18 protein-coding genes, 3 tRNA genes and 1 pseudogene are annotated in these 25052 nt (G+C 70.7%); 12 read left to right on the forward strand and 10 right to left on the reverse strand.

Going from position 1 to position 25052, the window contains the following annotated elements:
* Positions 1 to 5: 5 nt before the first annotated feature.
* The 4 genes from ACWD4J_RS00055 to ACWD4J_RS00070 all read right to left on the reverse strand — a co-directional run bounded on the left by ACWD4J_RS00055 (position 6) and on the right by ACWD4J_RS00070 (position 5754).
* Entirely contained in the window at positions 6 to 1934 is a 1929-nt protein-coding gene (locus ACWD4J_RS00055; RefSeq protein WP_451392959.1) for an ABC transporter ATP-binding protein, read from the reverse strand.
* Complete coding sequence (locus ACWD4J_RS00060) at positions 1934 to 3667, reverse strand: ABC transporter ATP-binding protein (RefSeq protein ID WP_451392960.1); 1734 nt, start codon at positions 3665 to 3667, stop codon at positions 1934 to 1936. Before ACWD4J_RS00060 ends, ACWD4J_RS00055 begins: the two co-directional genes overlap by 1 nt.
* A gap of 212 nt (positions 3668 to 3879) precedes the next feature.
* Complete coding sequence (locus ACWD4J_RS00065) at positions 3880 to 5331, reverse strand: FGGY family carbohydrate kinase (RefSeq protein ID WP_451392961.1); 1452 nt, start codon at positions 5329 to 5331, stop codon at positions 3880 to 3882.
* 126 nt (positions 5332 to 5457) lie between these two features.
* Entirely contained in the window at positions 5458 to 5754 is a 297-nt protein-coding gene (locus ACWD4J_RS00070) for a YtxH domain-containing protein (protein ID WP_451392962.1), read from the reverse strand.
* 145 nt (positions 5755 to 5899) lie between these two features.
* On the opposite strand from ACWD4J_RS00070, the gene ACWD4J_RS00075 reads away from it, so the two are divergent.
* From ACWD4J_RS00075 to ACWD4J_RS00095, 5 genes are all read left to right on the forward strand, one after another.
* Positions 5900 to 5972, forward strand: a tRNA-Asn gene (locus ACWD4J_RS00075).
* 5 nt (positions 5973 to 5977) lie between these two features.
* A tRNA-Asn gene (locus ACWD4J_RS00080) sits at positions 5978 to 6050 on the forward strand.
* Positions 6051 to 6250: 200 nt separating this feature from the next.
* Positions 6251 to 6324, forward strand: a tRNA-Ile gene (locus ACWD4J_RS00085).
* 312 nt (positions 6325 to 6636) lie between these two features.
* Positions 6637 to 7992, forward strand: a complete 1356-nt coding sequence (locus ACWD4J_RS00090) for an FAD-binding oxidoreductase (protein ID WP_451392963.1) — start codon at positions 6637 to 6639, stop codon at positions 7990 to 7992.
* A gap of 71 nt (positions 7993 to 8063) precedes the next feature.
* Entirely contained in the window at positions 8064 to 8423 is a 360-nt protein-coding gene (locus ACWD4J_RS00095) for a VOC family protein (RefSeq protein WP_451392964.1), read from the forward strand.
* A gap of 69 nt (positions 8424 to 8492) precedes the next feature.
* Here ACWD4J_RS00095 and ACWD4J_RS00100 read toward each other — a convergent pair whose 3' ends face one another.
* On the reverse strand, positions 8493 to 9536 hold the full coding sequence (locus ACWD4J_RS00100; protein WP_451392965.1) for a rod shape-determining protein: 1044 nt from the start codon (positions 9534 to 9536) through the stop codon (positions 8493 to 8495).
* 339 nt (positions 9537 to 9875) lie between these two features.
* Here ACWD4J_RS00100 and ACWD4J_RS00105 point away from each other — a divergent pair, with 339 nt between their 5' ends.
* On the forward strand, positions 9876 to 13607 hold the full coding sequence (locus ACWD4J_RS00105) for a S8 family serine peptidase (RefSeq protein WP_451392966.1): 3732 nt from the start codon (positions 9876 to 9878) through the stop codon (positions 13605 to 13607).
* A gap of 83 nt (positions 13608 to 13690) precedes the next feature.
* Here the strand turns inward: ACWD4J_RS00105 and ACWD4J_RS00110 are convergent, their stop codons facing one another.
* The 3 genes from ACWD4J_RS00110 to ACWD4J_RS00120 all read right to left on the reverse strand — a co-directional run bounded on the left by ACWD4J_RS00110 (position 13691) and on the right by ACWD4J_RS00120 (position 17969).
* Complete coding sequence (locus ACWD4J_RS00110; protein WP_451392967.1) at positions 13691 to 15106, reverse strand: carboxyl transferase domain-containing protein; 1416 nt, start codon at positions 15104 to 15106, stop codon at positions 13691 to 13693.
* Positions 15099 to 16565 carry an acyl-CoA synthetase gene (locus ACWD4J_RS00115; RefSeq protein WP_451392968.1) on the reverse strand — a complete coding sequence of 489 codons (1467 nt, stop codon included), beginning with the start codon at positions 16563 to 16565 and terminating at the stop codon, positions 15099 to 15101. The genes ACWD4J_RS00110 and ACWD4J_RS00115 overlap by 8 nt, the downstream gene beginning before the upstream one ends.
* Before the next feature lie 93 nt (positions 16566 to 16658).
* Positions 16659 to 17969 (reverse strand): SLC13 family permease, encoded by a 1311-nt coding sequence (locus tag ACWD4J_RS00120; protein WP_451392969.1) that lies wholly within the window; start codon positions 17967 to 17969, stop codon positions 16659 to 16661.
* 222 nt (positions 17970 to 18191) lie between these two features.
* Here ACWD4J_RS00120 and ACWD4J_RS00125 point away from each other — a divergent pair, with 222 nt between their 5' ends.
* Positions 18192 to 18911: a FadR/GntR family transcriptional regulator gene (locus ACWD4J_RS00125; RefSeq protein ID WP_451392970.1), complete on the forward strand. Its 720-nt coding sequence runs from the start codon at positions 18192 to 18194 to the stop codon at positions 18909 to 18911.
* Positions 18912 to 18971: 60 nt separating this feature from the next.
* On the opposite strand, the pseudogene ACWD4J_RS00130 reads toward ACWD4J_RS00125, so the two are convergent.
* Positions 18972 to 19294: pseudogene (locus tag ACWD4J_RS00130) on the reverse strand (PIN domain nuclease).
* A 24-nt stretch (positions 19295 to 19318) separates the two neighbouring features.
* Positions 19319 to 19888, reverse strand: coding sequence for a hypothetical protein (locus ACWD4J_RS00135; protein ID WP_451392971.1), 570 nt, complete (start codon positions 19886 to 19888; stop codon positions 19319 to 19321).
* A 154-nt stretch (positions 19889 to 20042) separates the two neighbouring features.
* Here ACWD4J_RS00135 and ACWD4J_RS00140 point away from each other — a divergent pair, with 154 nt between their 5' ends.
* The 5 genes from ACWD4J_RS00140 to ACWD4J_RS00160 all read left to right on the forward strand — a co-directional run bounded on the left by ACWD4J_RS00140 (position 20043) and on the right by ACWD4J_RS00160 (position 25023).
* Positions 20043 to 20813, forward strand: a complete 771-nt coding sequence (locus tag ACWD4J_RS00140) for an IclR family transcriptional regulator (protein ID WP_451392972.1) — start codon at positions 20043 to 20045, stop codon at positions 20811 to 20813.
* A complete protein-coding gene (locus tag ACWD4J_RS00145; RefSeq protein WP_451392973.1) occupies positions 20813 to 21661 on the forward strand; it encodes an SMP-30/gluconolactonase/LRE family protein in 849 nt (282 codons plus the stop codon). The genes ACWD4J_RS00140 and ACWD4J_RS00145 overlap by 1 nt, the downstream gene beginning before the upstream one ends.
* A gap of 217 nt (positions 21662 to 21878) precedes the next feature.
* Positions 21879 to 23228, forward strand: coding sequence for an extracellular solute-binding protein (locus ACWD4J_RS00150; protein ID WP_451392974.1), 1350 nt, complete (start codon positions 21879 to 21881; stop codon positions 23226 to 23228).
* Complete coding sequence (locus tag ACWD4J_RS00155; RefSeq protein ID WP_451392975.1) at positions 23225 to 24163, forward strand: carbohydrate ABC transporter permease; 939 nt, start codon at positions 23225 to 23227, stop codon at positions 24161 to 24163. The genes ACWD4J_RS00150 and ACWD4J_RS00155 overlap by 4 nt, the downstream gene beginning before the upstream one ends.
* Positions 24160 to 25023, forward strand: a complete 864-nt coding sequence (locus ACWD4J_RS00160) for a carbohydrate ABC transporter permease (RefSeq protein ID WP_451392976.1) — start codon at positions 24160 to 24162, stop codon at positions 25021 to 25023. The genes ACWD4J_RS00155 and ACWD4J_RS00160 overlap by 4 nt, the downstream gene beginning before the upstream one ends.
* The last annotated feature ends 29 nt before the right edge of the window (positions 25024 to 25052 follow it).

The raw sequence follows: 25052 nt of genomic DNA on the forward strand, positions 1-25052 counted from the left end.
GGCGGTCAGTCCACCTCAGCCACAGCCTGCGCGAACTGAGCCTGATACAGCCGCGCATAGGCCCCGCCGGAGGCAAGCAGCGTCTCGTGCGACCCCTGCTCCACAATCGCCCCGTTCTCCATCACCAAAATGGTGTCGGCATCCCGGATCGTCGACAGCCGATGCGCGATGACGAACGACGTACGCCCGTCCGCGAGCCTGGCCATCGCCTTCTGGATGAGCACCTCCGTACGGGTGTCGACGGAGCTCGTCGCCTCGTCGAGCACCAGGATCACCGGGTCGGACAGGAACGCCCGCGCGATGGTGATCAGCTGCTTCTCGCCCGCGCTGACCCCCGTGCCCTCGTCGTCGATCACGGTGTCGTAACCGTCCGGCAGGGTGCGGATGAAGCGGTCGGCGTGGGCAGCCCGCGCCGCCTCCTCGATCTGCTCGCGGGTGACGTCCTTGGCCGCCCCGTACGCGATGTTCTCCGCGATGGTGCCGCCGAACAGCCACGTGTCCTGGAGGACCATGCCGATCCCGGAGCGCAGTTCGTCGCGCGACATCTTCGCTATGTCGACGCCGTCCAGCGTGATCCGGCCGCCCGTCACCTCGTAGAACCGCATCAGCAGATTGACCAGCGTGGTCTTGCCCGCGCCGGTCGGGCCGACGATCGCGACCGTGTGGCCGGGCTCCACGGTGAGCGACAGGCCGTCGATGAGCGGCTTGTCGGGCTCGTACCGGAAGGACACCTTCTCCAACGCGACACGGCCGCGCAGCTGTTCGGGCCGCTCGCCCGGTACGGGGTCGGTCTCCTGCTCTTCGGCGTCGAGGAGCTCGAAGATCCGCTCGGCGGACGCGATGCCCGACTGCACGAGGTTGGCCATCGACGCGACCTGCGTGAGCGGCATGGAGAACTGCCGTGAGTACTGTATGAACGCCTGGACGTCGCCGATCGACAGCGCACCGGACGCGACGCGCAGTCCGCCGACCACGGCCACCAGCACATAGTTGAGGTTCGACACGAAGAACATCAGGGGCTGCATGATGCCGCTGTTGAACTGCGCCTTGAACCCGGCCTCGTACAGCGCGTCGTTCTGCTCGGCGAACTGCTTCGCCGACTCCTCCTGGCGCCCGAACACCTTCACCAGCGTGTGGCCGGTGTACATCTCTTCGATGTGCGCGTTCAGCTTGCCGGTCGTACGCCACTGCTGCACGAAGTGCGGCTGAGACCGCTTGCCGATCTTCGTCGCGATCAGGAAGGACAGCGGCACCGTCACCAGCGCGACCAGCGCCAGCAGCGGTGAGATCCAGAACATCATCACCAGTACGCCGATGATGCTCAGCAGCGAGTTGACGAGCTGCCCCATCGACTGCTGGAGCGTCTGGCCGATGTTGTCGATGTCGTTCGTGGCGCGGCTGAGCACCTCACCGCGCTGCCGCTTGTCGAAGTACGACAGCGGCAGCCGCGACAGCTTCACCTGGACGTCCTGGCGCAGCCGGTACACGGTCTTGTTGATGGCGAGCGTCGACAGCCGGGTGGCCACCAGCATCAGCAGACCGGACACCAGGAACGTGCCGAGCGCGATCAGCAGGACGGAGCCCACGGCGCCGAAGTCGATGCCCTGCCCCGGAGTGAAGTCGACCCCGGCGAGCATGTCGGCGATACCCGAGTCGCCCCGCTCGCGCAGGCCCTGCAGCGCCTGCTCCTTGGTGACGCCGTCGGGCATCTGCCGCCCGATGATGCCCGCGAAGACCAGGTCGGTCGCCCGGCCCAGTATCCACGGGCCCAGCACGGACAGCGCGACGCTCAGCACACCGGCCGCCAGCATCGCGTACATCGTGGTGCGCTCGGGCTTGAACTGGGCGATCAGGCGTTTGCCCGACCCCTTGAAGTCCATCGAGCGCTGGTCCGGGCCGCCCCCGGCCATCATGCGTCCTCCGGGCCCGGCCATCAGGCTGCCTCCGCTTCCGTCAGCTGGGAGAGCACGATCTCCCGGTACGTCTCGTTGTCCGCCATCAGCTCGTGGTGGCGGCCCGTGCCGACGACGCGTCCCTCGTCGAGGACGATGATCCGGTCGGCGTCGCGGATCGTGGCGACCCGCTGCGCGACGATCACGACGGTCGCCTCGGCCGTCTCCTGCGAGAGAGCCGCGCGCAGGGCGGCGTCCGTCGCGTAGTCGAGGGCCGAGAAGGAGTCGTCGAAGAGATAGATCTCGGGCCTCTGCACCAGCGTCCGCGCGATGGCGAGCCGCTGCCGCTGGCCGCCGGAGACGTTGGTGCCGCCCTGTGCGACGGGTGCGTCGAGGCCGCCCTCGAGCCGCTCGACGAACTCCTTGGCCTGCGCCACCTCCAGCGCGTGCCACAGCTCATCATCGGTCGCGTCCGGGTTGCCGTAGCGCAGGTTCGTCGCGATGGTCCCGGCGAACAGATACGGCTTCTGCGGTACGAGGCCCACCGTCTTCGCCAGCAGTTGCGGGTCGACGGTCTGCACGTCGACGCCGTTGACGAGCACCTCGCCGTCCGTGGCGTCGAAGAGCCGAGGTACGAGCCCGAGGAGCGTCGACTTGCCGCTGCCCGTCGACCCGATGACGGCGGTCGTCTCACCCGGCTTCGCCACCAGTTCGACGGCCTTCAGGACGGGCTCCTCGGCACCCGGATAACGGAACCCGGCCGTGCGGATCTCGAGATGACCGTGGCGCCTGAGCTCCCGTACCGGAGCGGCCGGAGGCACCACGCTGCTCTCGGTGTCCAGCACCTCCTGGATGCGCTCGGCGCAGACGTCGGCCCGCGGCACCATCATGAACATGAAGGTGGCCATCATCACGGACATCACGATCTGCATGAGGTAGGCGAGGAACGCCGTCAGCGCGCCGATCTCCATGCCGCCGCTGTCGATCCGGTGTGCACCGAACCAGACCACCGCGATCGACGAGACGTTCACCACGGTCATGACGACGGGGAACATGAGCGCGAGCAGCCGGCCCGTGCCCAGCGACACCTGGGTCAGCTCCTCGTTGGCGCCGCGGAAACGGTCCGTCTCGTAGGCGTCCCGGACGAAGGCGCGGATGACGCGGTTGCCCGTGATCTGCTCGCGCAGCACGCGGTTCACGGTGTCCAGGCGTACCTGCATCGTCCGGAACAGCGGCCGCAGCCGCCGCACGATGAGGCTCACACCGATGCCCAGGAGCGGGACGACCGCCAGCAGGACACCGGACAGCGGCACGTCCTGACCGAGCGCCATGATGATGCCGCCGACGCACATGATGGGCGCCGACGCCATCAGCGTGAACGACATCAGGACGAGCATCTGCACCTGCTGCACGTCGTTCGTGGTCCGGGTGATCAGGGACGGCGCCCCGAAGTGCCCCACCTCGCGCGCGGAGAAGGACTGCACACGGTCGAACACCGAGGCGCGGATGTCGCGTCCGAGCGCCGACGCCGTGCGCGCACCGAAGTACACCGCGCCGATGTTGCACGTCATCTGGACCACGGTCACCGCGAGCATGAAGGCGCCGTGGCTCAGGATGAAGCCGGTGTCGCCCTCCACGACACCTTTGTCGATGATGTCCGCGTTGAGGGTGGGCAGATACAGGGTGGCGGAGGTCTGCAGCAGCTGCAGCACTACCAGTAGGGCGATCGGTTTCTTGTACGGACTGAGGTAGGTCCGCAGAAGTGGTATGAGCACGCTTCGTCTCTCGGTGTCGGCGGGAGGGTCGGTGCACCGACCACGGGTCGGATGCACCACCCCACTATCGTCCGACACTCCACCGGCGTTACCTCAAGCAATTACGCCGGGAGATGCACCCATGATTGCCTCATATTTGCCCCAAGATTGGTACAAGTCGGGCAAATGGAGTGGCTGATACGGGCATTCGGCCGCTCGCAGCGGCGCGCCGGTCACCCGAACGCAGCCGGATGGGTCTGTTCCCGTACCGCCGTGAACTGCTGCCGCACCGCCTGACCCACCGCCAGTTCCTCGCCCGGTTCGAACACCTGGGCAGTGGCGCCCTGCCAGGCCGGCGGGGTCCGCGGGTCGAGCGTGCCCTGAGAGACGCCCAGCGCCCAGGCGGCCTGCCGCGCCGCGCCGAGCGCCGCGTAGTCCGCGGGCTGCGGCACGACGACCTGCACGCCGAACAGCTGCGGCGCCACGGCCTGAACCGCGGTCAGTTCCGCGGCCGCGCCCAGCAGAAAGACCCGGCGCACCTCCACACCGCGCCCGCGCAGCACGTCCAGCGCGTCCGCGAGCCCGCACAGCATCCCCTCGAACGCGGCACGCGCGAGGTGTTCGGGCTTCATCGACTCCCGGCGCAGCCCGGCGAGCGTGCCCGCGGTGTGCGGCAGATTCGGGGTGCGCTCTCCCTCGAGATACGGCAGCAGCACGAGCCCGTGCGAGCCCGGCGTCGACTTCAGCGCCAGCTGCGACAGCCCCTCGAGGTCCACGCCCAGCAGTTCCGCGGTCCCGCGCAGGACCCGTACCGCGTTGAGCGTGTGGACCACCGGCAGATGCCCGCCCGTCGCGTCCGCCAGCGATGTGATCATGCCGGTCGAGTCGGTCAGCGCCTCATGATGAACGGCCATCACCGAACCGGACGCGCCGAGCGACACCACCGCGTCACCGAGCCCGACCCCGAGCCCGAAGGCCGCCGCCATCGTGTCGCCCGTGCCGGCGGAGATCAGCAGCCCCTCGGGTGTGGTGCCCGCGGCCTCGGCGGGCCCGATCACCTCCGGCACCACGGCCCGCTGCCCGAGCGCCATCTCGACGAGATCCGGCCGGTACGCGCCCGTCGCCGCCGACCAGTAACCGGTGCCGGATGCCCCGCCCCGGTCGGTCGTACGCCGTGCGGGCCGCCCGAGGAGCTGCCACACCAGCCAGTCGTGCGCCTGCATGACCAGGGTCGTGCGTTGCGCGGCCTCGGGCTCGGTCTTCGCGAGCCAGCGCAGCTTGGTGACCGGGTGCCCCGCCTGCGGCACGCAGCCGACCGCAGCCGCCCACGCTTCCCGGCTGCCGAGCCGGTCGATCAGGTCGGCGGCCGCGACCTGGGCCCGCTTGTCGGTGCCCACGATCGCCGGACGCACGATGCCGCCCTGAGCGTCCAGCGGCACGACCGCGTTCTGCTGCGCCGACACGCCGATGGCCTGCACGCCTTCGAGCAGCCCGCCGCCGGCGGCCTCGCCCAGAGACAGCAGCCACGCCTGCGGATCGATGTCGGAGAGCCGCCCGCCGCCGTCGTCGCCGCCGGGGACCGGATGAGGGGCGTACCCCTGTCTGAGCACGGCCCCCGTGTCCGTGTCACACACGATGATGCGAGTGAAATCGGGCGAACTGTCCAGCCCGGCGACTATCCCCATGACAGAAATTCTGCCGCACCACGCGACGTGTTCCGCACCACACATCGAGCCCGTCCGGCGATTGAGGACGAGCCCGGAGGGCGAAACGGGCGCCTGGGGCCGGTGCCCCCGGACGGGGGCACCGGCTCAGGTATTGCTGGTGCCCCAGTCATCGTCGGTGCCGGTCCGCTCCCGCAGCGCCCGTACGCGCTCGGCCACCGAGTCGGGCACGTGATCGCCGACCTTCTCGCCCACCACATGCAGGGCCCTGCCCGCATAGACGCGGCTCTGCTGGGCCGCGGACTCGGCGGCGTTGCGGACCGCCGGGTTCTGGGCGAAGGAACGGGCGGACTTCTTCAGCTCCTCGTAGCGCTCCCGTCCGGCGCGTGTGCCCAGCACGTAACCCAGGACCAGACCGGCGATGAATGTGAGCCGGTAGCGCATGGCTGCCACCCTTCCCTTGCGTCGGAGTCGGTCGCGGAAGTACCGATTGGCGGAGCACCCCCCTGCTTGCGCTAATGTATGTGCTGCAGCGAGCGCGCGCCGCCTGGCGAATACCCAGGCAGGTACGTTCGATGCAACGAGGCGATCCTCCGTAGCTCAATTGGCAGAGCAGCCGGCTGTTAACCGGCAGGTTACTGGTTCGAGTCCAGTCGGGGGAGCTCGATCCTCCGTAGCTCAATTGGCAGAGCAGCCGGCTGTTAACCGGCAGGTTACTGGTTCGAGTCCAGTCGGGGGAGCAGCTGGGAAGGACCCCTCAGGGGTCCTTTTTCATGTCCGGACCGGATCTTCGAGGCATGGCCGTCCCGTCGGTGGGAAGCGCACGGGCATGCCCGGTGTCCTCATGGTCACGGCTACGCCGACCATGGGACGCAGGAGATCGTATGAACGGCTATGCTGCGGCAGACGGCGCGTACAAATGTGCGCGGCGCGCCGTGACGGGGCGGTAGCTCAGCCGGTTAGAGCAGCGGACTCATAATCCGTCGGCCGTGGGTTCGAGTCCCACCCGCCCCACTCGGCGACCCCAGTGCAGAAACCTTCTGACCTGGGGTTTTTCTTTTTGTGTTGATCTTGGCGCGGTCGAGGCGCGCCGGGCCTGCAGCGGTGTGACCGACTCGCGCCGCGGGTGCCTCGCCGTCGCCAGTCTGGGCGGCCTTCGCTGTCCGGACGCGGAGCGACACGCGTGTTTCACCCGTCTGCCGCCGTGTTCCGGACTTCTGGAGCACGGTTGCCCATGCCGCCCGCGCGCCGCATTCTGGCCTGACCACCGGCTCAAGGAACTGACCACCGGCTCAAGGAACCGATCATGGGCTGAAGGAACTGATCATGCCCGAGGCGAAGATCGTCCGGCGAGGCGACAGTGCGTATGAAGCGATCCGCTCTGAGATGGTCCGGAACGAGCTGAAACCGCAGCGGTTTCCCGAGATGATCGTCCGGGCCGAGTCGGAGCAGGACGTGCAGGAGGCTGTTCGGCTGGCCCGCTCCAGTGGTCTGCGGATCGCCGTACGCGCGGGCGGCCACAGTTGGATCGGCTCCTCGGTCCGCGACGGCGGCATGCTCATCGACCTGTCCGCGCTCCGCCAGTGCGTGGTGGATCCGGAGGAGCGCACGGCGGTCGTGCAGCCCGGTGTCACCGGCAGCTCGCTCGCCGCCCAACTCGCGCCGTACGGCCTCGCGTTCCCGGCCGGGCACTGCGGGAGCGTCGCCGTGAGCGGTTTTCTGCTGAGCGGCGGCCTCGGCTGGAACTCCGGCGCATGGGGGCCGGCCTGTGCGAACGTCCGGGCGATCGAAGCCGTCACCGCGGACGGGCACGGCGTCCGGTGCAGCGAGTACGAGAACCCCGACCTGTTCTGGGCGGCCCGCGGCGCGGGCCCCGGCTTCTTCGCCGTCGGCACGCGCTTCCACCTGCGGCTTCGGGATCTCCCCGCGGTCATCCTGCAGACCGCCTACACCTTCCCGCTCGCGGATCTCGGGCCCGTCGCGGCGTGGGTGACGGAAGCCGCGGACCGGCTACCGCCGAACGTCGAGGCGTCCTACCAGCTCGGGACGGCCGACCCGGCCGACTCCGCCGCGCCGTACCGGCCCAAGGTGATCAAGATCACCGCCACCGCCTTCGCCGCCTCGCAGGAAGAAGCGTTCCGGGCCTTGGAGCCACTCCGGACCTGCCCCCTCGACGACCGCGTCCTCTCCCGGCAGGTCGACGAGCCGTCGTCGTACGAGTCCCTTTACGCCGTCTCGGAGACCCTGTGGCCCGAGGGGCGCCGTTGCGCGGTCGACACCCTCTGGTCCGACGACGGCTACGAGACGCTGCTGCGCAGGCTCGCGCCTCTCGTCGCGGAAGCCCCCTCCGAGCAGTCGGTCGTTCTCGCGCCCATCCGGCCTGCGTCCCGGGACAGGGACCTGTCGCGCGACATGTCCTTCTCGGTGCTCGGCGACAGTTATGTCGCACCGTTCGCCATCTGGGGCGACTCCGAGGACGACGCCCTCAACATCCGCTGGCTGCGCGACGTGATGGGCGCCGTCGAACGCCTCGGCACCGGCCACTACGTCGGCGAGGCCGACCTCACCGCCGGCCCCTCCCGTGCCGAGCGCTGCTATGCGCCCGAGGACTGGAGGCGTCTGCAGGCGCTGCGGGCGCGGTACGACCCGGAAGGGGTCTTTCACACATACCTTGCGCCGTGAGCCGGGACGCTCAGGCCGTACCCCGCGTGGGTCGTGTGGCCCGGCCCCCGGACCCGTGTGACGATGAAGTCATGATCAATGGCGTTCACGTCATTCTCTACAGCCGGGACGCGGTCGCCGATCGTGCCTTCATCCAGGACGTGCTCGGGTTTCCGGGAGTCGACGCCGGCGGCGGCTGGCTGATCTTCGCGCTGCCGCCCGCGGAGGTCGCGGTCCATCCCTCCACGGAACGGCCGAGCCATGAGCTGTATCTCATGTGCGACGACATCGAGGACACGCTGGCGCAGCTGCGCGACAAGGGCGTGACGGTGGGGCCGGTGAGTGATCAGGGGTGGGGGCTGCTCACCGCGGTGACGCTGCCCAGCGGGGCGCAACTCGGCCTGTACGAGCCGCGGCACACCGTCGCGCACGGCGCGGCCGACGGCGGCTGAGGACCGCGCGGCCCGCCCGGCCGCGGTCCGGATGCGGAGCCGAGCCGGACGGTCCGTCCGCGGTGGCCATCAGCCGGCGAGCGAGAGCGGGTTCAGGACCAGCGGCTGGACCCTGCCCTCCAGCATCGCGCCGAGCCCGAGGATCGCGCACACGTCGGGACGCTCCGCGATGGTCACCGGCATACCCGTGGCATCCCGCAACATCTGGTCGAGTCCCGGCAGCAGGGCGCTGCCGCCGACCATCATGATCCCGCGGTCCGCCAGATCGGCCACCAGGTCCGGTGGGCAGTCCCGCAGCACCTTCCCGATGCCGTCGAGCACTGCGGTCAGCGGGGTGTGGATGGCATCGCGCACGGCCGCGGTGTCGACGTACACGGAACGGGCGAGGCCCGTGGCCACGTCTCGGCCGTGGATCTCCGTGGTCGCCGGGCCGTACGGCGTGAGGCCGTTGCCGGAGAGCGCGATCTGCAGCGGGCGCACCGACTGGGACGGCAGCATCAACTCGTGGTGGTGGCGCAGGTGCTGCACGATCGCGTGGTCGATGGCCTCACCGCCCACCGGGATCCGCTCGGCGGTCACGATCGAACCCAGCGAGAGCACCGCGACCTGCGTGGTGGCCGCCCCGCACACCATGATCATGGTGGCTTCGGGGAGCTCGACGGGCAGGCCGCAGCCGACCGCGGCGGCAATGAGGGTGTCCACCAGTTCCACACGCCGCGCACCGAGGCCCACCAGCGTCTCGACGGCGGCGCGCTGCGCCAGCGGGTCGGCGTCGTGCGGGGTGCAGGCGGCGGCCCGCAGCCGGGGCTTGCGGCGCAGGTTGCGGCGGAGCTTCTCGCCGATGAGGCCGCGCAACATGCGCTGAGCCATGTCGATGTCGACGACGGTACCCCCGGAGACGGGGCGTACCACACGGATGTACGAGGGCGTGCGGCCCGTCATCTTCTCGGCGAACGCGCCGACCGCGATCAGTGCGCCGGTCCGGGTGTTGACGGCGGCGGCGCTCGGCTCGTCCACGACCAGGCCCGCCCCCTTCACGAACACCCGGGTCCTCGCAGCCCCCAGGTCGACGGCGACATGGCAGCGGCGCAGCTGATCCAGATTGACGGTCATGGCAGGTCCTCCCGAGAGCGCAGACCGCGTGCGGGCCGCCGGACGGCGGTCCTCTTCTGCATCGTCAGGCGGCGATCCGGAGAGCGCGCGCCGGGCTGGGCCGGGTGGGTGGACCGCCGAACGGGCGATCTTTTGGCGCCCCGCTCGTGGGCCCGGAGGGGCAATGCGGGGCCGGGGCCGGAGCCCCCGGTTCCGGACGGCGGGCAGGTACCGCATGGCGGGAAGCCGCCGGGGCGCCTTTCCGCCAGGTCGCGTCAACTCCCCTGCAACACAAGGCCCCTGACACTCTTCGCAGCACTCCGGAACCACCCCGTCCCGAGGCTGACGAAGAGAGGTTTCATGACCAGAGCAGCTTCCGCGAGACAGAGAGCGAGGCTGTTGCCGGTCTCGCTCGCGCTCGTTCTGCTCCCGGCGAGCACGGTGGGACCCGCCGTCGCAGCCGGATCGGACGGCACCGCGACTCCGGCCGCCGCGCGCGCCAAGGCCGACCGGTCCGCCCACACCGTGACCCTGGTGACCGGCGACAAGGTGACCGTCACCGAACTCGGCGACGGCAAGAAGACGGTCACCGTCGACCGGCCGGCCGGCGCGACCGGGGCCGTCCGAACGCAGATGTCCGGCGGGAACATCACCGTCGTACCCGACGAGGCGCTGCCGTATCTGCAGGCCGGCACGCTCGATGAGCGGCTGTTCGACGTGACCGAGCTGATACGGCAGGGGCTCGCCGACCGGAAGGCCGACGAGCTGCCGCTGATCGTGACGTACAAGAAGAGCGCCCGAAGTGCCGCCGGGACGCCGCGCGGGGCCGAGAAGGTGCGGTCCCTGGCGAGCATCGGCGGGGCGGCCGTCGAGGCGGACAAGGGGCGGACGTTCTGGCGGGCCGTCGCGCCGGCCGCTGCCGAGTCGGCCCGCAGCACCGGGAGCGCGGCGTTCGCCCAGGGAATCGAGCGCATCTGGCTCGACGGGCGCGTGACGGCCGACATGGCCGAGAGCAACGAGCAGATCGGCACCCCGAAGGCCTGGGAGGCCGGGTTCACCGGCAAGGGCGTGACCGTCGCCGTGCTGGACACCGGCGTGGACGCGGACCACCCGGACCTCGCGGGGCGCATATCCGCCTCGAAGAGCTTCATCGAGGGGCAGGAGGTGGCCGACCGCAACGGGCACGGCACCCATGTCACCTCGACAGTCGGCGGCAGCGGTGCCGCGTCCGACGGTCAGGAGAAGGGGGTCGCGCCCGGCGCGACGCTCGCCGTCGGCAAGGTCCTCAGCGACGAGGGGTCCGGCAGCGAGTCCCAGATCATCGCCGGGATGGAGTGGGCCGCGCGCGACGTCCACGCCAAGATCGTCTCCATGAGCCTCGGGTCGTCCGAGGCCAGCGACGGCACCGACCCGATGGCGCAGGCCGTCAACACCTTGTCCGCGGAGACCGGCGCCCTCTTCGTGGTCGCGGCGGGCAACTACGGCGCCCCCGGCACCATCGGCTCGCCCGGCGCCGCCGACAGCGCGCTCACCGTCGGCGCCGTCGACTCCGCCGACAACGCCGCCTACTTCACCAGCGAGGGCCCGCGCTACGGCGACAACGCCCTCAAGCCCGATCTGTCCGCACCCGGCGTGAACATCCTCGCCGCGCGCTCCCAGTTCACCGACGGCAGCGGCTCCTACACGTCGATGAGCGGTACGTCGATGGCCACTCCGCATGTCGCGGGCGTCGCCGCACTGCTCGCCGAGGAGCACCCGGACTGGACCGGCGCGCAGCTCAAGGACGCGCTGATGTCCACGTCGAAGCAGCTCGACGCCTCGGTCTACGCGCTGGGCGCCGGGCGCGTGAGCGTGCCTGACGCCACCACGGCGCACATCACCGCCACGGGCAGCGCCGACCTGGGCTTCTACAGCTGGCCGTACGAGGACAACAAGCCGGTCGCGAGGACGGTCACCTACGCCAACTCCTCGGATGAAGCGGTGGAATTGAGCCTCGCCGTGCAGGGCGCGGACGACGGCGTCGCCACGCTCGGCGACTCGACGCTCACCGTGCCGGCGCACGGCACCGCGTCGACCACCGTGACCGGTGACGGGGCGAAGGCGCCGGTGGGCAACACGTCGGGGCAGATCGTCGCCTCGGTGGCCGGCACGCCCGTGGCGCACACCGCGTTCGGCCTGGTCAAGGAGGAGGAGCGGTACACCCTCACCGTCCACGTCAAGGACCGCGACGGTGCCCCGACCGCCGCCGGAGTCGTCGTGCAGCAGCTGGCCGAGGGTGTCGATCCGTACCGGGCAGAGATCGGCGAATCCGGCACCCTGAAGCTGCGGCTCAAGCCCGGCACGTACAGCCTGACGTCGTTCCTCGACGTGCGCGGCAGCAAGGGCGAGGACTCGCTCGGCCTCGGCTTCCTCGCGGCGCCCGAGATCGATCTGACCCGGGACCGCGAAGTCACCCTCGACGGACGGGAGCTGCGGGAGATCACCGCCGACGTCGGCCGGCGCACCGAGACCCGCCAGCTGGTGATGGAGTACGACCGGCAGGCGAACGGAGCCGACCTGTTCGGCGCCGTCCAGGTCCCGCTCACCTACGACAGCATCTTCGCCACGCCCACCTCCGACGTCACCGAGGGCGGCTTCGAGTACCGCACGGTCTGGCGGCTCGGCAAGCCGCTCATCGAGGTGCGCACCGAGGACGGGGAACGGCTCGGCGAGGCCGTCGCGCAGCCCGGCGGCACCCTGCTCGAAGGGCGCACCGAGCTAGCAGTGGTCGACGCCGGAACGGGGGCACCCGCCGATTACGCGGGCAAGGACGTGCAGGGCAAGGCCGTGATCGTACGTCTGGAGGACGGCGCCGATCCCGCCGGGCTCGCCCAGGCCGCTCAGGACGCGGGCGCGAAGGCGCTGTTCGTCACCGACGACGCGCCGGGCCGCCTCATGGCCTGGTTCGGCACCGACGACAACGCGGACCGGCCGCTGCAGATCGCCACCGTCGACGCGGCCGACGCCGCCCGGCTCGTCGCGGCCGCCGCAAAGGGCACACGCATCGAGACGACCGGCACGCTCAACACTCCGTACGTCTACGACCTGTCCGAGGGCCACCAGGGCGCGATCCCCCGCGACCTGGCGTACCGGCCGGGCGCGCGCGACCTGGCCGCCGTCGACACGAAGTTCCACGCGGTCACGGCGGCGGCAGGCAGCGAGTACCGGTACTCCCTCACCGGCACCTTCTCCATCGGCCTCGGCTTCCAGGAGAAGATCGACTACCCCGCCGAGCGCACCGACTACGTCTCGACGGGCCCCGGTCAGCTGTGGCACGAGTCCGTGTCCACCGGCCCCGGCGCCCTGGAGGAGCGCGGCGGTCTCGTGTCGTACCGCGGTGGCACGCACCCGGAACTCGACTGGTTCAAGCCGGTCTGGCACCCCTGGCTGGGCACCGGCCTCGGCTGGGGACAGCAGCGCGCCGGCAACACCCTGATGTTCAACACCCCCGGCTGGGGCGACTCCGGGCCCGACCACACCGGCTTCGGCGACGTGTGGAGCGAGGACAGCATGAAGCAGGTCACCGAGGTGTACGCCGATGGGGTGCGGGTCGACCGGCGCACCGGTTCGGGCGCATACGTCTGGGGCGCCTCGCCGGACGAACGCACGTACAAGGTCGTCACCGACACCGGCCTGGACGCCGAGCGCTGGAAGCTGGCCACGAAGGGCCACTCCGAGTGGACCTTCCGGTCCGCCGAGACCCCGGACGACCGGTGGACGTACCTGCCGCTGCTCAATCTCGGCTTCGACATCGACACCGACCTCGCCGGGAACGTGCGGGGCGGCCAGCGCCTCCCCGTCGGCATCTACTCCGAGTACGTGGAGGCCGCCGAGGGCACCGGCACCATCGGGGGCGGCTCGCTCGAGGTGTCGTACGACGAGGGCGCGACCTGGACCGCCGTCGAACTGGACCGCGACGGCGGTAAGGCCGCGTGGCGCGGCGTACTGAAGGTGCCGGCCGGCGCGGAGTCCGTGTCGCTGCGCGCTTCGGCGAGCGACGACCGGGGCGGGTCCGTCGCGCAGGAGATCATCCGGGCGGTGGGGGTGAGGTAGTCCCCGGTACACCCGGTGCGTGAGTGCGGTGCCGTCTTCCCTCCGCCTCCCTTTGCGGGACGCGGAGGAGGGCGGCACCGCGCCTAGGTTTCCTCTTCCGGGTCCGGCTGCACGATGCCGCGTACGACGCCTAGTTCCACCAGGTCCTGGGGGCGCAGGCGGAGCCCGTCGGCCGTGGAGCGGACCTCGTCCTGCGGGCGCTTGAGTATGGCGGCCGCGAGCTCGGGGGCGATGACAGAGAAGTAACTGTCCGGAGTGGCCCAGGTGTTGCCCGGCGCCGCCAGGGCCAGCGCGCCGCCCGAGCCTCCCTCGCCGATGACGAGGCTGGTGATCGGCACGGGGGACGCGGCGACGGCCGCGAACACGTCCGCTATGGCGGCTCCGGCCGCGGCCCGCTCGGCCGCCGCGTCGTTGGCGGCGCCCGGCGTGTCCACCAGTGTCAGCACCGGGATCCCCAGCCGCCCGGCCAGCCGGACCAGCCGGGCCGCCGTCCGGTACCCGGCGGGCCGGGTCGCCGTGCCGCACTGAGCGGCGTACGCGACGGTCCGCCCGCGGTGCTCCCCGAAGCCGCAGAGCATGCCGGGGTCGACGCCGCCGCAGCGGTCGCCGCTGATGGCGGCCCGGCGGGTGAAGTACGCGTCGAGGTACGCCTCGGCGCGTGGACGCTCAAGGGCCCGGGCCTGCAGGACGGCGTCCCAGCCCGTGCGGGGGAGCGGCGTCGCGGCGAGGGCGTGCGGTGGGGGAGGGGCCATCCGTCTGGTCGCCGGGGCCACCCTCGTCAGCAGCTCCAGCCAGAGGGAGACCTCGGCACGGAGCCGGTCCGGGGCCACGACCGCGTCGATCGCGCCCGCCTCCCGTTGCGCCTCGGCCGTGTACGCGTACGGGGCCGCGTCCGGCGGGCGAACGCGTGAGCCGGCGAAGCCCACCTGGGCGCCCGGGAGCGCCAGGGTCACGTCGGCGCCCGCCCCGAGCGTGGCCCAGCCGCCGCCCGTCGTCGGGTCGCGGACGACGGCGATCTGCGGCAGGCCCGCATCGCGGGTGAGGACCGACTGCCGGGCGACCCGCTGGAGCTGGGCCAGGGCGCGCATGCCCTCCTGCATACGGCTGCCGCCCGTCGCGACGAGGGAGACGACGGGGAGGCGCTGTTCACGCGCGCACGTGTACGCCGCTTCGAGGCGGTCGCCGGTCCGCTCGCCGAGCGAACCGCCGAGGTAGCCGAACTCGAACGAGACCAGGACGGCGCGGGTGCCGCCCGTGCCGCCCACGGTGGCCGTGCCGCAGACCACCGACTCCTGCTCGCCGGTACGGGCCGCGGCACGGGCGCGCGAGTCGTCGTAGCCCGGCCAGGCGAGGGGGCCGTCGGGGGCGTACTCGGCCGAGGGGGAGGGCAGTTCGCTGAAGTCGTCCGTGAGGAGCGCTATGGCCTCGCGGGCGGTGAGGCGGGTGGGGCCGGTTTCGGACCTTCCGCCCTCGGGCCTGGTGCTGTCGTCGTCAGTCATGGAGTGCCCGTTTCATGATCTTGCCCATGTCGTTGCGCGGGAGTGCGTCCAGGTAGCGCACGGTGCGCGGCCGCTTGTGCGGGGCGAGGCGGCGGGCGACATGGTCGGCCAACTCGTCGGCGGACGGCGGCGCTTCGGGCGTGGCGGGGACGATCCACGCCACGATCCGCTCGCCCAGGTCGTCGTCCGGTTCTCCGGTCACCGCGGCCTCCCGCACTCCGGGGTGCTCGAGCAGTGCGTTCTCGATCTCGCCCGCACCGATCTTGTAGCCGCCGCTCTTGATGAGGTCGGTGGCCTTGCGGCCGACGATGCGTACGTATCCGTCGGGGTCCCGCACCGCCATGTCCCCGGTGCGGAACCAGCCGCCCTCCGCGAAGGCGGCCGCCGTCGCGTCCGGCCGGTTCAGATACTCCGTGAACAGGTTCGGCCCGCGCACCTGGATCTCGCCGACCGTCTCCCCGTCGTACTCCTCGACGGCCGCCCCGGCCTCGTCGACGAGCCGCAGCTCGACGCCCGGCAGGGGCACGCCGACCGCGCCCGCGCGCGGCTCGCCGTCCGCGCGGACGCTCGTGTTCATCAGGGTCTCCGTCATGCCGTACCGCTCGATGACGCGGCGGCCCGTCGCGGCCGCGATCCGCTCGTGGTCGTGCACCGGGAGCGCGGCCGAGCCCGACACGAGCAGCCGGGCCTGGGCGAGCCCCTTGGCCAGTTCGGGCTCGTCGGGCAGCGCCTCGGCGATGCGGTGGTACATGGTCGGTACGCCGAAGAGCATCGTGGCGCCGGAGTTCAGCTCCCGCGCCACGCCCTCCGTGCTGAACCGGCCGAGATGCCGCACCGAGCCGCCCCGCCGCAGCGGGCCGAGGATGCCGAGGATCAGCCCGTGCACATGGAACAGCGGCAGCCCGTGCACCAGCACGTCCTCGCCGGTCCACTGCCAGGCGTCCTCCAGCGCGTCCAGCGTCGCGGCGACCGCGCGGCGGGGGAGCACGGCGCCCTTGGGCGGGCCGGTCGTGCCGGAGGTGTAGACGACGAAGGCGGGGGCCGCGTCGTCGGTGTCGTCCGAGGAGCGAGGCGTCGCTGCCCCCGCCGCTGGTACGTCGACGTCCACATCGATACGGGTCAGCGCTGCGAGCGCCGGAGGGAGCTCTTCGCCGGGCGCCGCGAGCACCAGCGACGGCGCACTGTCCGCCACGATGTGCGCGAGCTCCTTCTCACCCGACTTCGGGTTGAGCGGCACGGCCGCCACTCCGGCCTCCAGCGCGGCCACCACACCGACCGCCGTCTCGAGGGCGGGCGTGGCCCAGACCGCGACCCGGCCCGCTCCGCGGACGCGCTCGGCGAGCGATCCGGTCACGGCGGCGAGTTCGCCGTACGTCAGGGCGCGGTCGCCGAAGCGCAGGGCGGGCCGGTCCGCGCGGCCGCCCGGACCTGCGGTCATGGCCGGAAAGAGAGAGGACACGCGTCGTACTCCTCGTTGGTCGGTGTCGTTGTTGATGTTGCTGTCGGTACCCGTCATGTTCCGCGTCGCGGCGGGCTTGCGCCGTGCCGTAGGTCACCCGAGCCCTGGCACGACCATCGTCAGCCACACCACGGCGGGTACCACGGTCACCACGATTCCCCCATAGATCATCAACTGCCGGAAGAAACGCTCGCGGTCGACGTCCGGCGCGGCTGCCAGGACCAGCGCACCGTTCGTCGAGAACGGGCTCACGTCCACCACTGTCGCCGACACCGCGAGCGCCGCCACCATGCCGACCGCGCCGATCTCGCCCTGCGCGAGGAACGGCACAGCGAGCGGGATCAGCGCGCCCATGATCCCGACGGACGAGGCGAACGCCGAGACGATCGCGCCGATGTAGCAGAGCAGGACCGCCGCCAGCAGCGGGACGCCGATGTCGCTGACGCCCTCGCCGGCCCAGGTGATGGTGCCCATCTTGTCCAGGACGCCCACATAGGTGAGGACACCGCAGATCAGCAGCACCGTCGGCCAGGCGATCTGCCCCACGGCGGTCCTGCTGTCCGCCGGCCAGCAGGCGCTGAGCAGTACGGCGAGGGTGATCGCCGTCAGACCGGCGTCGAGGTCGAAGGCGAGGACCGCGACGACGAGCGCGACCAGGGCGGCCAGGGTCGCACCGCGGGCGGGGGTCAGCCGCGTGTCGGTCCCCTCGTCCTCGTCCGCACCGCTGCTGGTGCTGGTGCTGGTGCTGGTGCCGGTCCCGGTGGCCGTGGCGGCTCCGGCGGCCGTCACATCACCCTTCGCCCAGAGCTTGAGCCCGCCGAAGAGGACGAACACGACGGCCGCGATGACGAGATTGACCACGAGGGAGGCCAGAAAGAGCGTGATCTCGCTGCCCGGAAGCTTCTCGCGCTCGACGATGCCGTTGACGATCGAACCGTAGATGCTGATCGGGGAGAAACCGCCGGCCTGTGCGCCGTGCACCACCATCGCACCCATCAGCAGCGGGCTGATCGAGTAGCGGGCGGCGAAGCTCAGGGCGATCGGCGCGACGATGGCGACGGCGGCCGGACTGACCGCGCCGATCGCCGTCAGCGCACCGGTGAGGGTGAACATCACCCAGGGGATCAGCGCCACGCGGCCGCGCACCAGCCGGATCGCTGCGTGCACCAGCCAGTCGGTGGTGCCGTTGGCGCGGGCGATCGCGAAGAGATACGTGACGCCGACGAGGACGACGAAGAGGTCTCCGGGGAAGCCGGCGAAGATGCCGTCGGCGTCGAGGCCGGCGACCAGCTCACCGACCGCGAACGCGGCGGCGAAGGCGAGCGCCCCCATATTGATGGAGCGGGTGGTGGCGATGACGAACACCACGACGAGCACGAGGATCGATATCAGTTCGGCGGACATGCGGGCTCCCGTCCCTGGGTCCCTTGTTGGCGGCCAAGTGGCTGAGCCACTGGGCCATTCAGCGAAGCGGCCGGACCACATTGGGTGGTGGCCGGAGGCAGCGTCAAGGGTTAGGACAGAATTGGCTGAGCCACTTGGCCACCGAACCACTCGGCCACCGGGCCGCTCGCCCGTAACCCGGTGTTACGCTCCCGACGGGCGGGACCACGCGAGGGGGAACACATGACCGACGCACTGCGCCCGATGGCCAAACCGCGCCTGTACGAGCAGGTTCTCGAGCGGCTGCGCCGTTACGCGGCCGAAGCCGGCCTGCAGGCCGGCGACCGCCTGCCGCCCGAACGCGATCTTGCCCAGCGCCTGGGGGTCAGCCGTGCCTCCGTGAAGCAGGCGATCGTGGTCCTCGAGGTCCAGGGACTGGTGGAGGTCCGCCACGGCGGTGGTACGTACCTGGTGCGGGACAGCCTCGACGCGGAGCCCGTGGAGCACCTGGTCGAACGGCGCCGGCGCCTCCCCGACGTACTCGAAGCACGTGAGGCGCTCGAGACCAAGCTCGCCGAACTCGCCGCGGAGCGCCGTACGGACGAGGATCTCGCCGCCCTGCGCCTCGCGCTCTCCCATATGGCCGACGAGATCGCCGAGGGCGCACCCGGAGTGGAGGGCGACCGCCTGTTCCACGCGGCCGTGACGGCCGCGGCGCACAGCAGCCTGCTCGCGGAGTTCATGCGCTCCATCGCCGACCAGATCACGGAGAGCCGCAATGAGTCGCTCCGCCAGCCGGGCCGCCCCACCCGGTCCCTGACCCAGCACCGTGCGATCCTCAGCGCGATCGAGGCCCAGGAGCCCAAGCGGGCGGCCGCGGCGATGCGCCGCCATGTGCGCACGGTCGCGAAGGTGCGGCTGCTGGACTGGAACCCCGACGACGAACGCGAGCCGGTCGACTGACGGTGGCGTACCCGTGCACGCCTGGTGCTGCGGAACTGGTCCTGGGGCCTCTCCCGCGTCCTATCCCTTGAGGTCGATCATGCGGACCCGCTGGCCCGTGGTGCGGGCGATCGTCTCGAAGTCGTGGTCGTCGTGGAGAAGGGTGAGGTCGGCCTCTTCGGCGACCGCCGCGACCAGGAGGTCAACGGCTCCCGCGCTGCGGTGCTCGCCCTTGGCAGTGAGCGGTCTTCGATGGAGCGGGCGGAGTACAGCACCTCGAGTTCCGTGATGTCGCACAGAGCGACCAGCCCCGCGCCGATGCGCCCTTCCCCACCCTCGGTCGCCTGACGCAGTATGACCCGAGCGAGGGCTGAGGCGTCGATGAGGTAGTCGGGAACGCTCACCGGGCGGCTCCCCGCCCATCCGCCTCACTCCACCGACGTCAGCCGCTGCAGCAGCCCCCAGGTGAACTCCGCGACGACCTGGCGCCGCGCGCCGTCGCTGTCCGGCGCCGTGAACGCGAGGCGCCAGCGGGTGGGGGCCGTGCCCTCCAGCGGCCGGGCGGGTGCGAAGGCCCGGGCCGCCTCGTCGACCGTGCAGGACCACGGGCGGAGGTCCGCGATCGTACGCAGGGCGGGGCCGGGGGCGCCGGGTGCCCGGATCAGCCACTCGTTCCACACCGCGCCGTTCGGGGCGAGCAGCACCTCGAAGCGGAGGCCGGGCCAGAGGGGGACCGGCCACAGCAGGGCCTCGCATTCGAGGTCGCCGATCTTCCGGACGGCGGTCGACTCGGGGGTGCCGAGGACCGAGCGGTACCGGGATGCCGCGCCACGCGCGCGTGGGGAGCGGGCCATCGCCTGCCAGCGGCGGTTGGCCTCGCGCATGTCGGCGAGCGAGACGCCCAGCTCACGCCGGGCGTCCTCCACGAGATCCGGATTGTGGTCCGCCATGCGGCGCAGCAGCACCAGCTGGAAGTCCCGGGGCGTGAACGGCGGCATGCCGCCTATCGTTGCGCACGGGAAGGCTCCTTGGGCCCGGCGCGGGGGAGCGACACCCTGCCGCGCGCCCATTGCCCTGCCAAGAGCGCTCCGCATAACCTGTGTTCGTTATTCCGGTCAACCGTTGAAATTTCGAACATAGAGGGAGGGGTCCGTGGGCCGACTTGTACCCGCCGTGACCCGGGCGCTCGACATACTCGAGCTCTTCCTGGACGGTGACGGCACCCTGTCCGCGCCGGACATCGTCCGTAAGCTACAGCTGCCCCGCACGACGGTGCACGAGCTGGTCACCACGCTCGCCGCCCGTTCGTACATCGTCCCGGTGCAGGGCCAGCCCGGCCGCTACCGGCTCGGTGTGCGCCCGTACCAGCTCGGCAGCCGGTACGCCGAGCAGCTCGACCTCGCGGCCGAGGGCCAGCAGGTCGCCCGTACCGTCGCCGAGACCTGCGACGAGACGGTGCACGTCGCGATCCTCGAGGGCACCGACGTCATCTACATCGCCAAGGTGGACTCCACGCACGCCGTGCGCATGGTGTCCGCCGCGGGCCGTCGGCTGCCCGCGCACTGCACGTCCGTCGGCAAGATGCTGCTGGCCTCCCTCCCGGACGGCGAGCTCGACTCCCGGGTGCCGGAAGACGCGGATCTCGTCGCGATGACCCCCAACAGCATCACCGACCCGGCCGCGCTGCGCGAGGCCCTGGCCGTGATCCGCGGGCGCGGGGTGGCCGTCGAGAGCCGCGAGTCGAACCCGGACGTGAGCTGTGTCGCGGCACCGGTGCGCGACCGGACGGGGCGTGTCGTGGCCGCGCTCTCGATCTCCGTACCGATGATCCGCTGGAGCGACGACCGCCAGGGCGAGCTGGAGCAGCTCGCCGCCAAGGGTGCGGCAGACCTGTCCGAGCGTCTCGGTTACCGGGGGGTGTGATGAGCGTCGAACTCGCGGTGCGCGAGTATGCCGAGCTGGGCGAGGGTCCCACGTGGGACGCCGACGCCGGGCGGCTGATCTGGATAGACATCCTGCAGTCGCGTGTGCACACGTACGACCCGGCCGACGGCCGCCGGACGGTCATGGTCACCGAGCAGCACGTGGGTGCCGCGAAGCCCCGCGCGGGCGGCGGCCTCGTCGTGAACCTGCGGGACGGTGTCGGGCTCTACGGCCCGGACGGCGGCGACTTCCGCTGGCTGCACCACGACCCCGTCCCCGGCCGCCGCGCCAACGACGCGGCCGTCGCATCCGACGGCTCCCTCTGGGCCGGGACCATGCGCTACGACGAGGCGCCGGGCGGCGGCACGCTGACGCGACTCACCGGCGACGGCTCCACGCAGGTCGTCCTCGACGACGTCGCCGTCAGCAACGGCACGGGATGGAGCCCCGACGGGCGGCTGATGTACTACGTCGACTCGCCGACGCGGCGGATCGACGTCTTCGACGTCGAGGACGCCGAACGCGTAGTGAACCGGCGCCCGTTGGCCGTCATCGAGGACGGCGCCGGGTTCCCGGACGGGCTGACCGTCGACGCGGAGGGATGCGTCTGGGTCGCGCTGTGGGACGGCGGGGCGATCCGCCGCTACACCCCCGGCGGCGAGCTGGACCGCGTCGTCGAACTGCCCGTGCGCCGCCCCACGGCGTGTGCGTTCGGCGGCGCCGACCTGGCCGACCTGTACATCAGCACCGCCCGTGTGGGGCTTGAGGCGCCGCATCCGCTGTCCGGGTCGCTGCTGGTGGTGCCGGGGGCGGGGCAGGGGCTGGCCCAGCCTGCCTTCGCGGGCTGACGATCGGTTCCTCCACAGCAAGGCCCTCGCCGGCGACATGCCGGTGAGGGCCTCTCTTTTCAGTCACCTGACGATGTCTCAAACCACTCTGATCCCGGCGGCGTTCGAAGTTGCCGGGAATTCGTGCACAACCCATTGACGCGAAATCTGTTCGACTCTACGGTCCGGGTTCGAAGTTACGGGCGTTATTCGGAATATCGAACAGTAAGGGTGGGGTATGGGACGACCTTCCCTGAGCCGTAGGCAACTCCTGGCCAGCCTCGGCGGGTTGGGCGTGGCTGGGAGTTTCGCCTTCGCTGCGGGCGGCACCGGCGCGGACGCGCTCGCATCGAGTGCGAGCACCCGGGTCCGCTACTGGAACCTCTTCAGCGGCGGCGACGGCTACAACATGATTGCGATGCTGGACGCCTTCCGTAAGGCGAACCCCGCCATCGACGTGAAGGACTCCACCCTTCAGTGGGGCAACCCCTTCTACACCAAGCTCGCCATGGCGGCCGCGGGCAACCGCGCCCCCGAGCTCGGCGTCATGCACATGGGCCGGGTCACCGGGTTCTCGCCCGGCCGCCTGCTGGACCCCTGGGACGTCGGGCTGCTCGCCAAGTACGGCGTGCGGCAGGAGGACTTCAACCCCGCGCTGTGGAACCGTGGCGTCATCGACGGCAAGCTCTATGCCCTGCCGCTCGACATCCACGTCCAGCTCTGCTTCTACCGCAAGGATGTGCTGAAGAAGGCGGATCTGCTCGGCGACGACGGCAGGATCCTGCCGGTCACGTCCACCGGGGAGTGGTTCGACGTCCTGAAGAAGGCCAAGAAGGTCACGAAGAAGGGTCTGCAGACCATCGGCCTGTGGACCAACGACCAGAACTTCCAGTGGTGGTTCTTCGTCGCCTTCTACACCCAGCTCGGCGGCGAGTGGTTCAACGACGCCCGCACCGAGGTCCTCTTCGACGTCGACAAGGCCACCCAGGTCCTGGAGTTCTTCCGGCAGCACGTCACCGACGGCTACGTCATCCCCGGTGCTCCCACCGGCGAGCAGTTCATCAACGGCGCCCCCTTCACCTGGGAGGGCAACTGGTCCGTGCCGGTCTTCTCCGGCGCCAAGCTCGACTACGGCGCGACCCCGCTGCCGCCCGTCTTCGGCAAGCAGGCCACCCACGCCGAGTCGCACGCCTTCGTCCTGCCGCACCAGGCGGGCCGCGGCGGCGCCACCAACGAGGGCGCGCACAAGCTCGCCGCCTACGTCGTCAAGCACGCCCTGCAGTGGGCGGCCGGCGGTCACATCCCCGCGTACACGCCGACCCTGTCCACCCCCGCGTACCAGAAGCTCGAACCGCAGAACGAGTACGTGAGCGCCATGGACCACCAGGCCAACGAGCCGAAGGTGTGGTTCGCGGGCTCCACCGGCGTCCTCGCCCAGGACCTCGGCCCGGTCGTCGTCTCCTCGACGATGGGCTCCGCCAAGCCGGCCGCGGTCGCGCAGACGATGAAGAACCATCTCACCAAGCTCCTCGCCTCGAAGAACCCGATGGACGGCAGGACCGCCGCGCAGGGAGGTGCGGTCGCATGACGACCAGTGCTCAGACCGTCGTCGCACCGGCGCGCGCCAAGACCGCGACCGCGACTACGACCGTCCGCCGCAACCAGGGCTTCCAGCACGGGGGCTGGTTCGTCGCCCCGTTCCTGGTGCTCTTCGTGCTGTTCGTGATCTGGCCGCTGGTGCGCGGCATCTACCTCAGCTTCACCGATGCCAACATCTCCGGCGCCGGCGCGAGCTTCGTCGGCCTCGACAACTACCGCGAGGCCCTGCACGACTCGATGATGTGGGACGCGCTCGGCCACAGCGCGTACTTCACGCTGCTCGTCGTGCCGTGCATCACCGTGCTGGCCTTCCTGCTCGCGATGCTCGCGCACAACATCGAGCGCGGTAAGTGGCTGTGGCGGCTGTGCTTCTTCGTACCGTTCCTGCTGCCGTCGACCGTCGCGGGCAACCTGTTCCAGTGGCTGTTCACCCAGGGCATCGGCCTGTTCAACCATGTCCTCGGGATCGACACGCCCTGGCTGACCGACAAGTCGTACGCGATGCTCGCCATCGTCATCGAGACCCTGTGGTGGACGGTCGGCTTCTCCTTCCTGCTCTACCTCGCCGCGCTCCAGGGCATTCCCGACCATCTGTACGAGGCCGCCAAGCTGGACGGTGCGAACGCCTGGCACCGCATGGTCCACATCACGCTGCCGATGCTGCGCAACATCACCGGGCTGGTGATCGCGCTCCAGATCCTCGCCTCGCTGCAGCTCTTCGACCAGGCCGTCGTGATGATGGACTTCGGGCCGGGGCCGGAGCTCAGCACCAGGTCGTTCGTGCAGTACACCCTCGAACAGGGCTTCACCAGCTACCGCGTGGGCTACGCCTCCGCGATGTCCATCATCTTCTTCGTGATCATCGCAGTCGTCGCCCTGGCGCGGATGTGGCTGCTGCGCAACCGTGAGGAGGGCGGCCGATGACCACCGCCGTGACGACCGTACGCACCAAGTCCCGCAAGCCCTGGACGCCCAGCCAGATCGTCCTCACGCTCATCGGTGTCGCCGTCTCCGCCGTCTTCGTGGCGCCGATCGCCGCGGCCCTGTTCACCTCGCTCAAGTCCGAGGCCGAGGCGGCCGAGATCCCGCCGCATTGGCTGCCGAAGGTCTGGACGGGCCAGGCGTGGAAGGCCCTCTTCGAGACCGGCAACATCACCAACTGGTTCGTCAACTCCCTGGTCGTCTCCGTGTGTGTGACGTCCATCGTCCTGTTCGTGAGCGCGCTCGCCGGATACGGCTTCGCCCGTACCGAGTTCCGCGGCAAGGCCGTCCTGATGGGCGTCGTGATGAGCGGCCTGATGATCTCCCCGGCCGTCCTCGGCGTCCCCCTGTTCACCACGGTCCAGCAGATGGGGATGGTCGACACCTACTGGGGCATGATCCTGCCGCAGTGCGCGCCCGCCGCGATGGTCTACATCCTCTACAAGTTCTTCCAGGGCGTCCCCCGCGAACTGGAGGAGGCCGCCTTCATCGACGGCGCCGGCCGCTGGCGGGTCTTCTTCACCATCGTGGTCCCGCTCGCCCGGCCCTCGCTCGCCGCGGTCGGCATCTTCACCTTCATCGCGTCCTGGAACAACTTCCTGTGGCCGTACATGGTGACCAACAACCCCGACCTGATGACCATGCCGAACGGCATCGCGACCGTCATGAACTCCTACGGCATCCAGTGGGCCCAGCTCATGGCCGGCGGCCTGATGGCCGGACTTCCGCTGATCATCGTCTTCGTCTTCTTCCAGCGCCAGATCGTGGCGGGTGTGGCACACACCGGCCTCGCAGGCCAGTAACTACCGGTAACCCCGGTAAGGAGCTACGC

The sequence above is a fragment of the Streptomyces sp. NPDC002577 genome (assembly GCF_053594815.1).

What these genes read in the sequence shown, in the direction of transcription:
- ACWD4J_RS00055 (WP_451392959.1), bottom strand. Translation starts at nt 1,934, where the DNA reads ATGGCCGGGCCCGGAGGACGCATGATGGCCGGGGGCGGCCCGGACCAG.
- ACWD4J_RS00065 (WP_451392961.1), bottom strand. Translation starts at nt 5,331, where the DNA reads ATGGGGATAGTCGCCGGGCTGGACAGTTCGCCCGATTTCACTCGCATC.
- ACWD4J_RS00070 (WP_451392962.1), bottom strand. Translation starts at nt 5,754, where the DNA reads ATGCGCTACCGGCTCACATTCATCGCCGGTCTGGTCCTGGGTTACGTG.
- ACWD4J_RS00090 (WP_451392963.1), top strand. Translation starts at nt 6,637, where the DNA reads ATGCCCGAGGCGAAGATCGTCCGGCGAGGCGACAGTGCGTATGAAGCG.
- ACWD4J_RS00095 (WP_451392964.1), top strand. Translation starts at nt 8,064, where the DNA reads ATGATCAATGGCGTTCACGTCATTCTCTACAGCCGGGACGCGGTCGCC.
- ACWD4J_RS00100 (WP_451392965.1), bottom strand. Translation starts at nt 9,536, where the DNA reads ATGACCGTCAATCTGGATCAGCTGCGCCGCTGCCATGTCGCCGTCGAC.
- ACWD4J_RS00105 (WP_451392966.1), top strand. Translation starts at nt 9,876, where the DNA reads ATGACCAGAGCAGCTTCCGCGAGACAGAGAGCGAGGCTGTTGCCGGTC.
- ACWD4J_RS00110 (WP_451392967.1), bottom strand. Translation starts at nt 15,106, where the DNA reads ATGACTGACGACGACAGCACCAGGCCCGAGGGCGGAAGGTCCGAAACC.
- ACWD4J_RS00120 (WP_451392969.1), bottom strand. Translation starts at nt 17,969, where the DNA reads ATGTCCGCCGAACTGATATCGATCCTCGTGCTCGTCGTGGTGTTCGTC.
- ACWD4J_RS00125 (WP_451392970.1), top strand. Translation starts at nt 18,192, where the DNA reads ATGACCGACGCACTGCGCCCGATGGCCAAACCGCGCCTGTACGAGCAG.
- ACWD4J_RS00135 (WP_451392971.1), bottom strand. Translation starts at nt 19,888, where the DNA reads ATGCCGCCGTTCACGCCCCGGGACTTCCAGCTGGTGCTGCTGCGCCGC.
- ACWD4J_RS00145 (WP_451392973.1), top strand. Translation starts at nt 20,813, where the DNA reads ATGAGCGTCGAACTCGCGGTGCGCGAGTATGCCGAGCTGGGCGAGGGT.
- ACWD4J_RS00150 (WP_451392974.1), top strand. Translation starts at nt 21,879, where the DNA reads ATGGGACGACCTTCCCTGAGCCGTAGGCAACTCCTGGCCAGCCTCGGC.
- ACWD4J_RS00155 (WP_451392975.1), top strand. Translation starts at nt 23,225, where the DNA reads ATGACGACCAGTGCTCAGACCGTCGTCGCACCGGCGCGCGCCAAGACC.
- ACWD4J_RS00160 (WP_451392976.1), top strand. Translation starts at nt 24,160, where the DNA reads ATGACCACCGCCGTGACGACCGTACGCACCAAGTCCCGCAAGCCCTGG.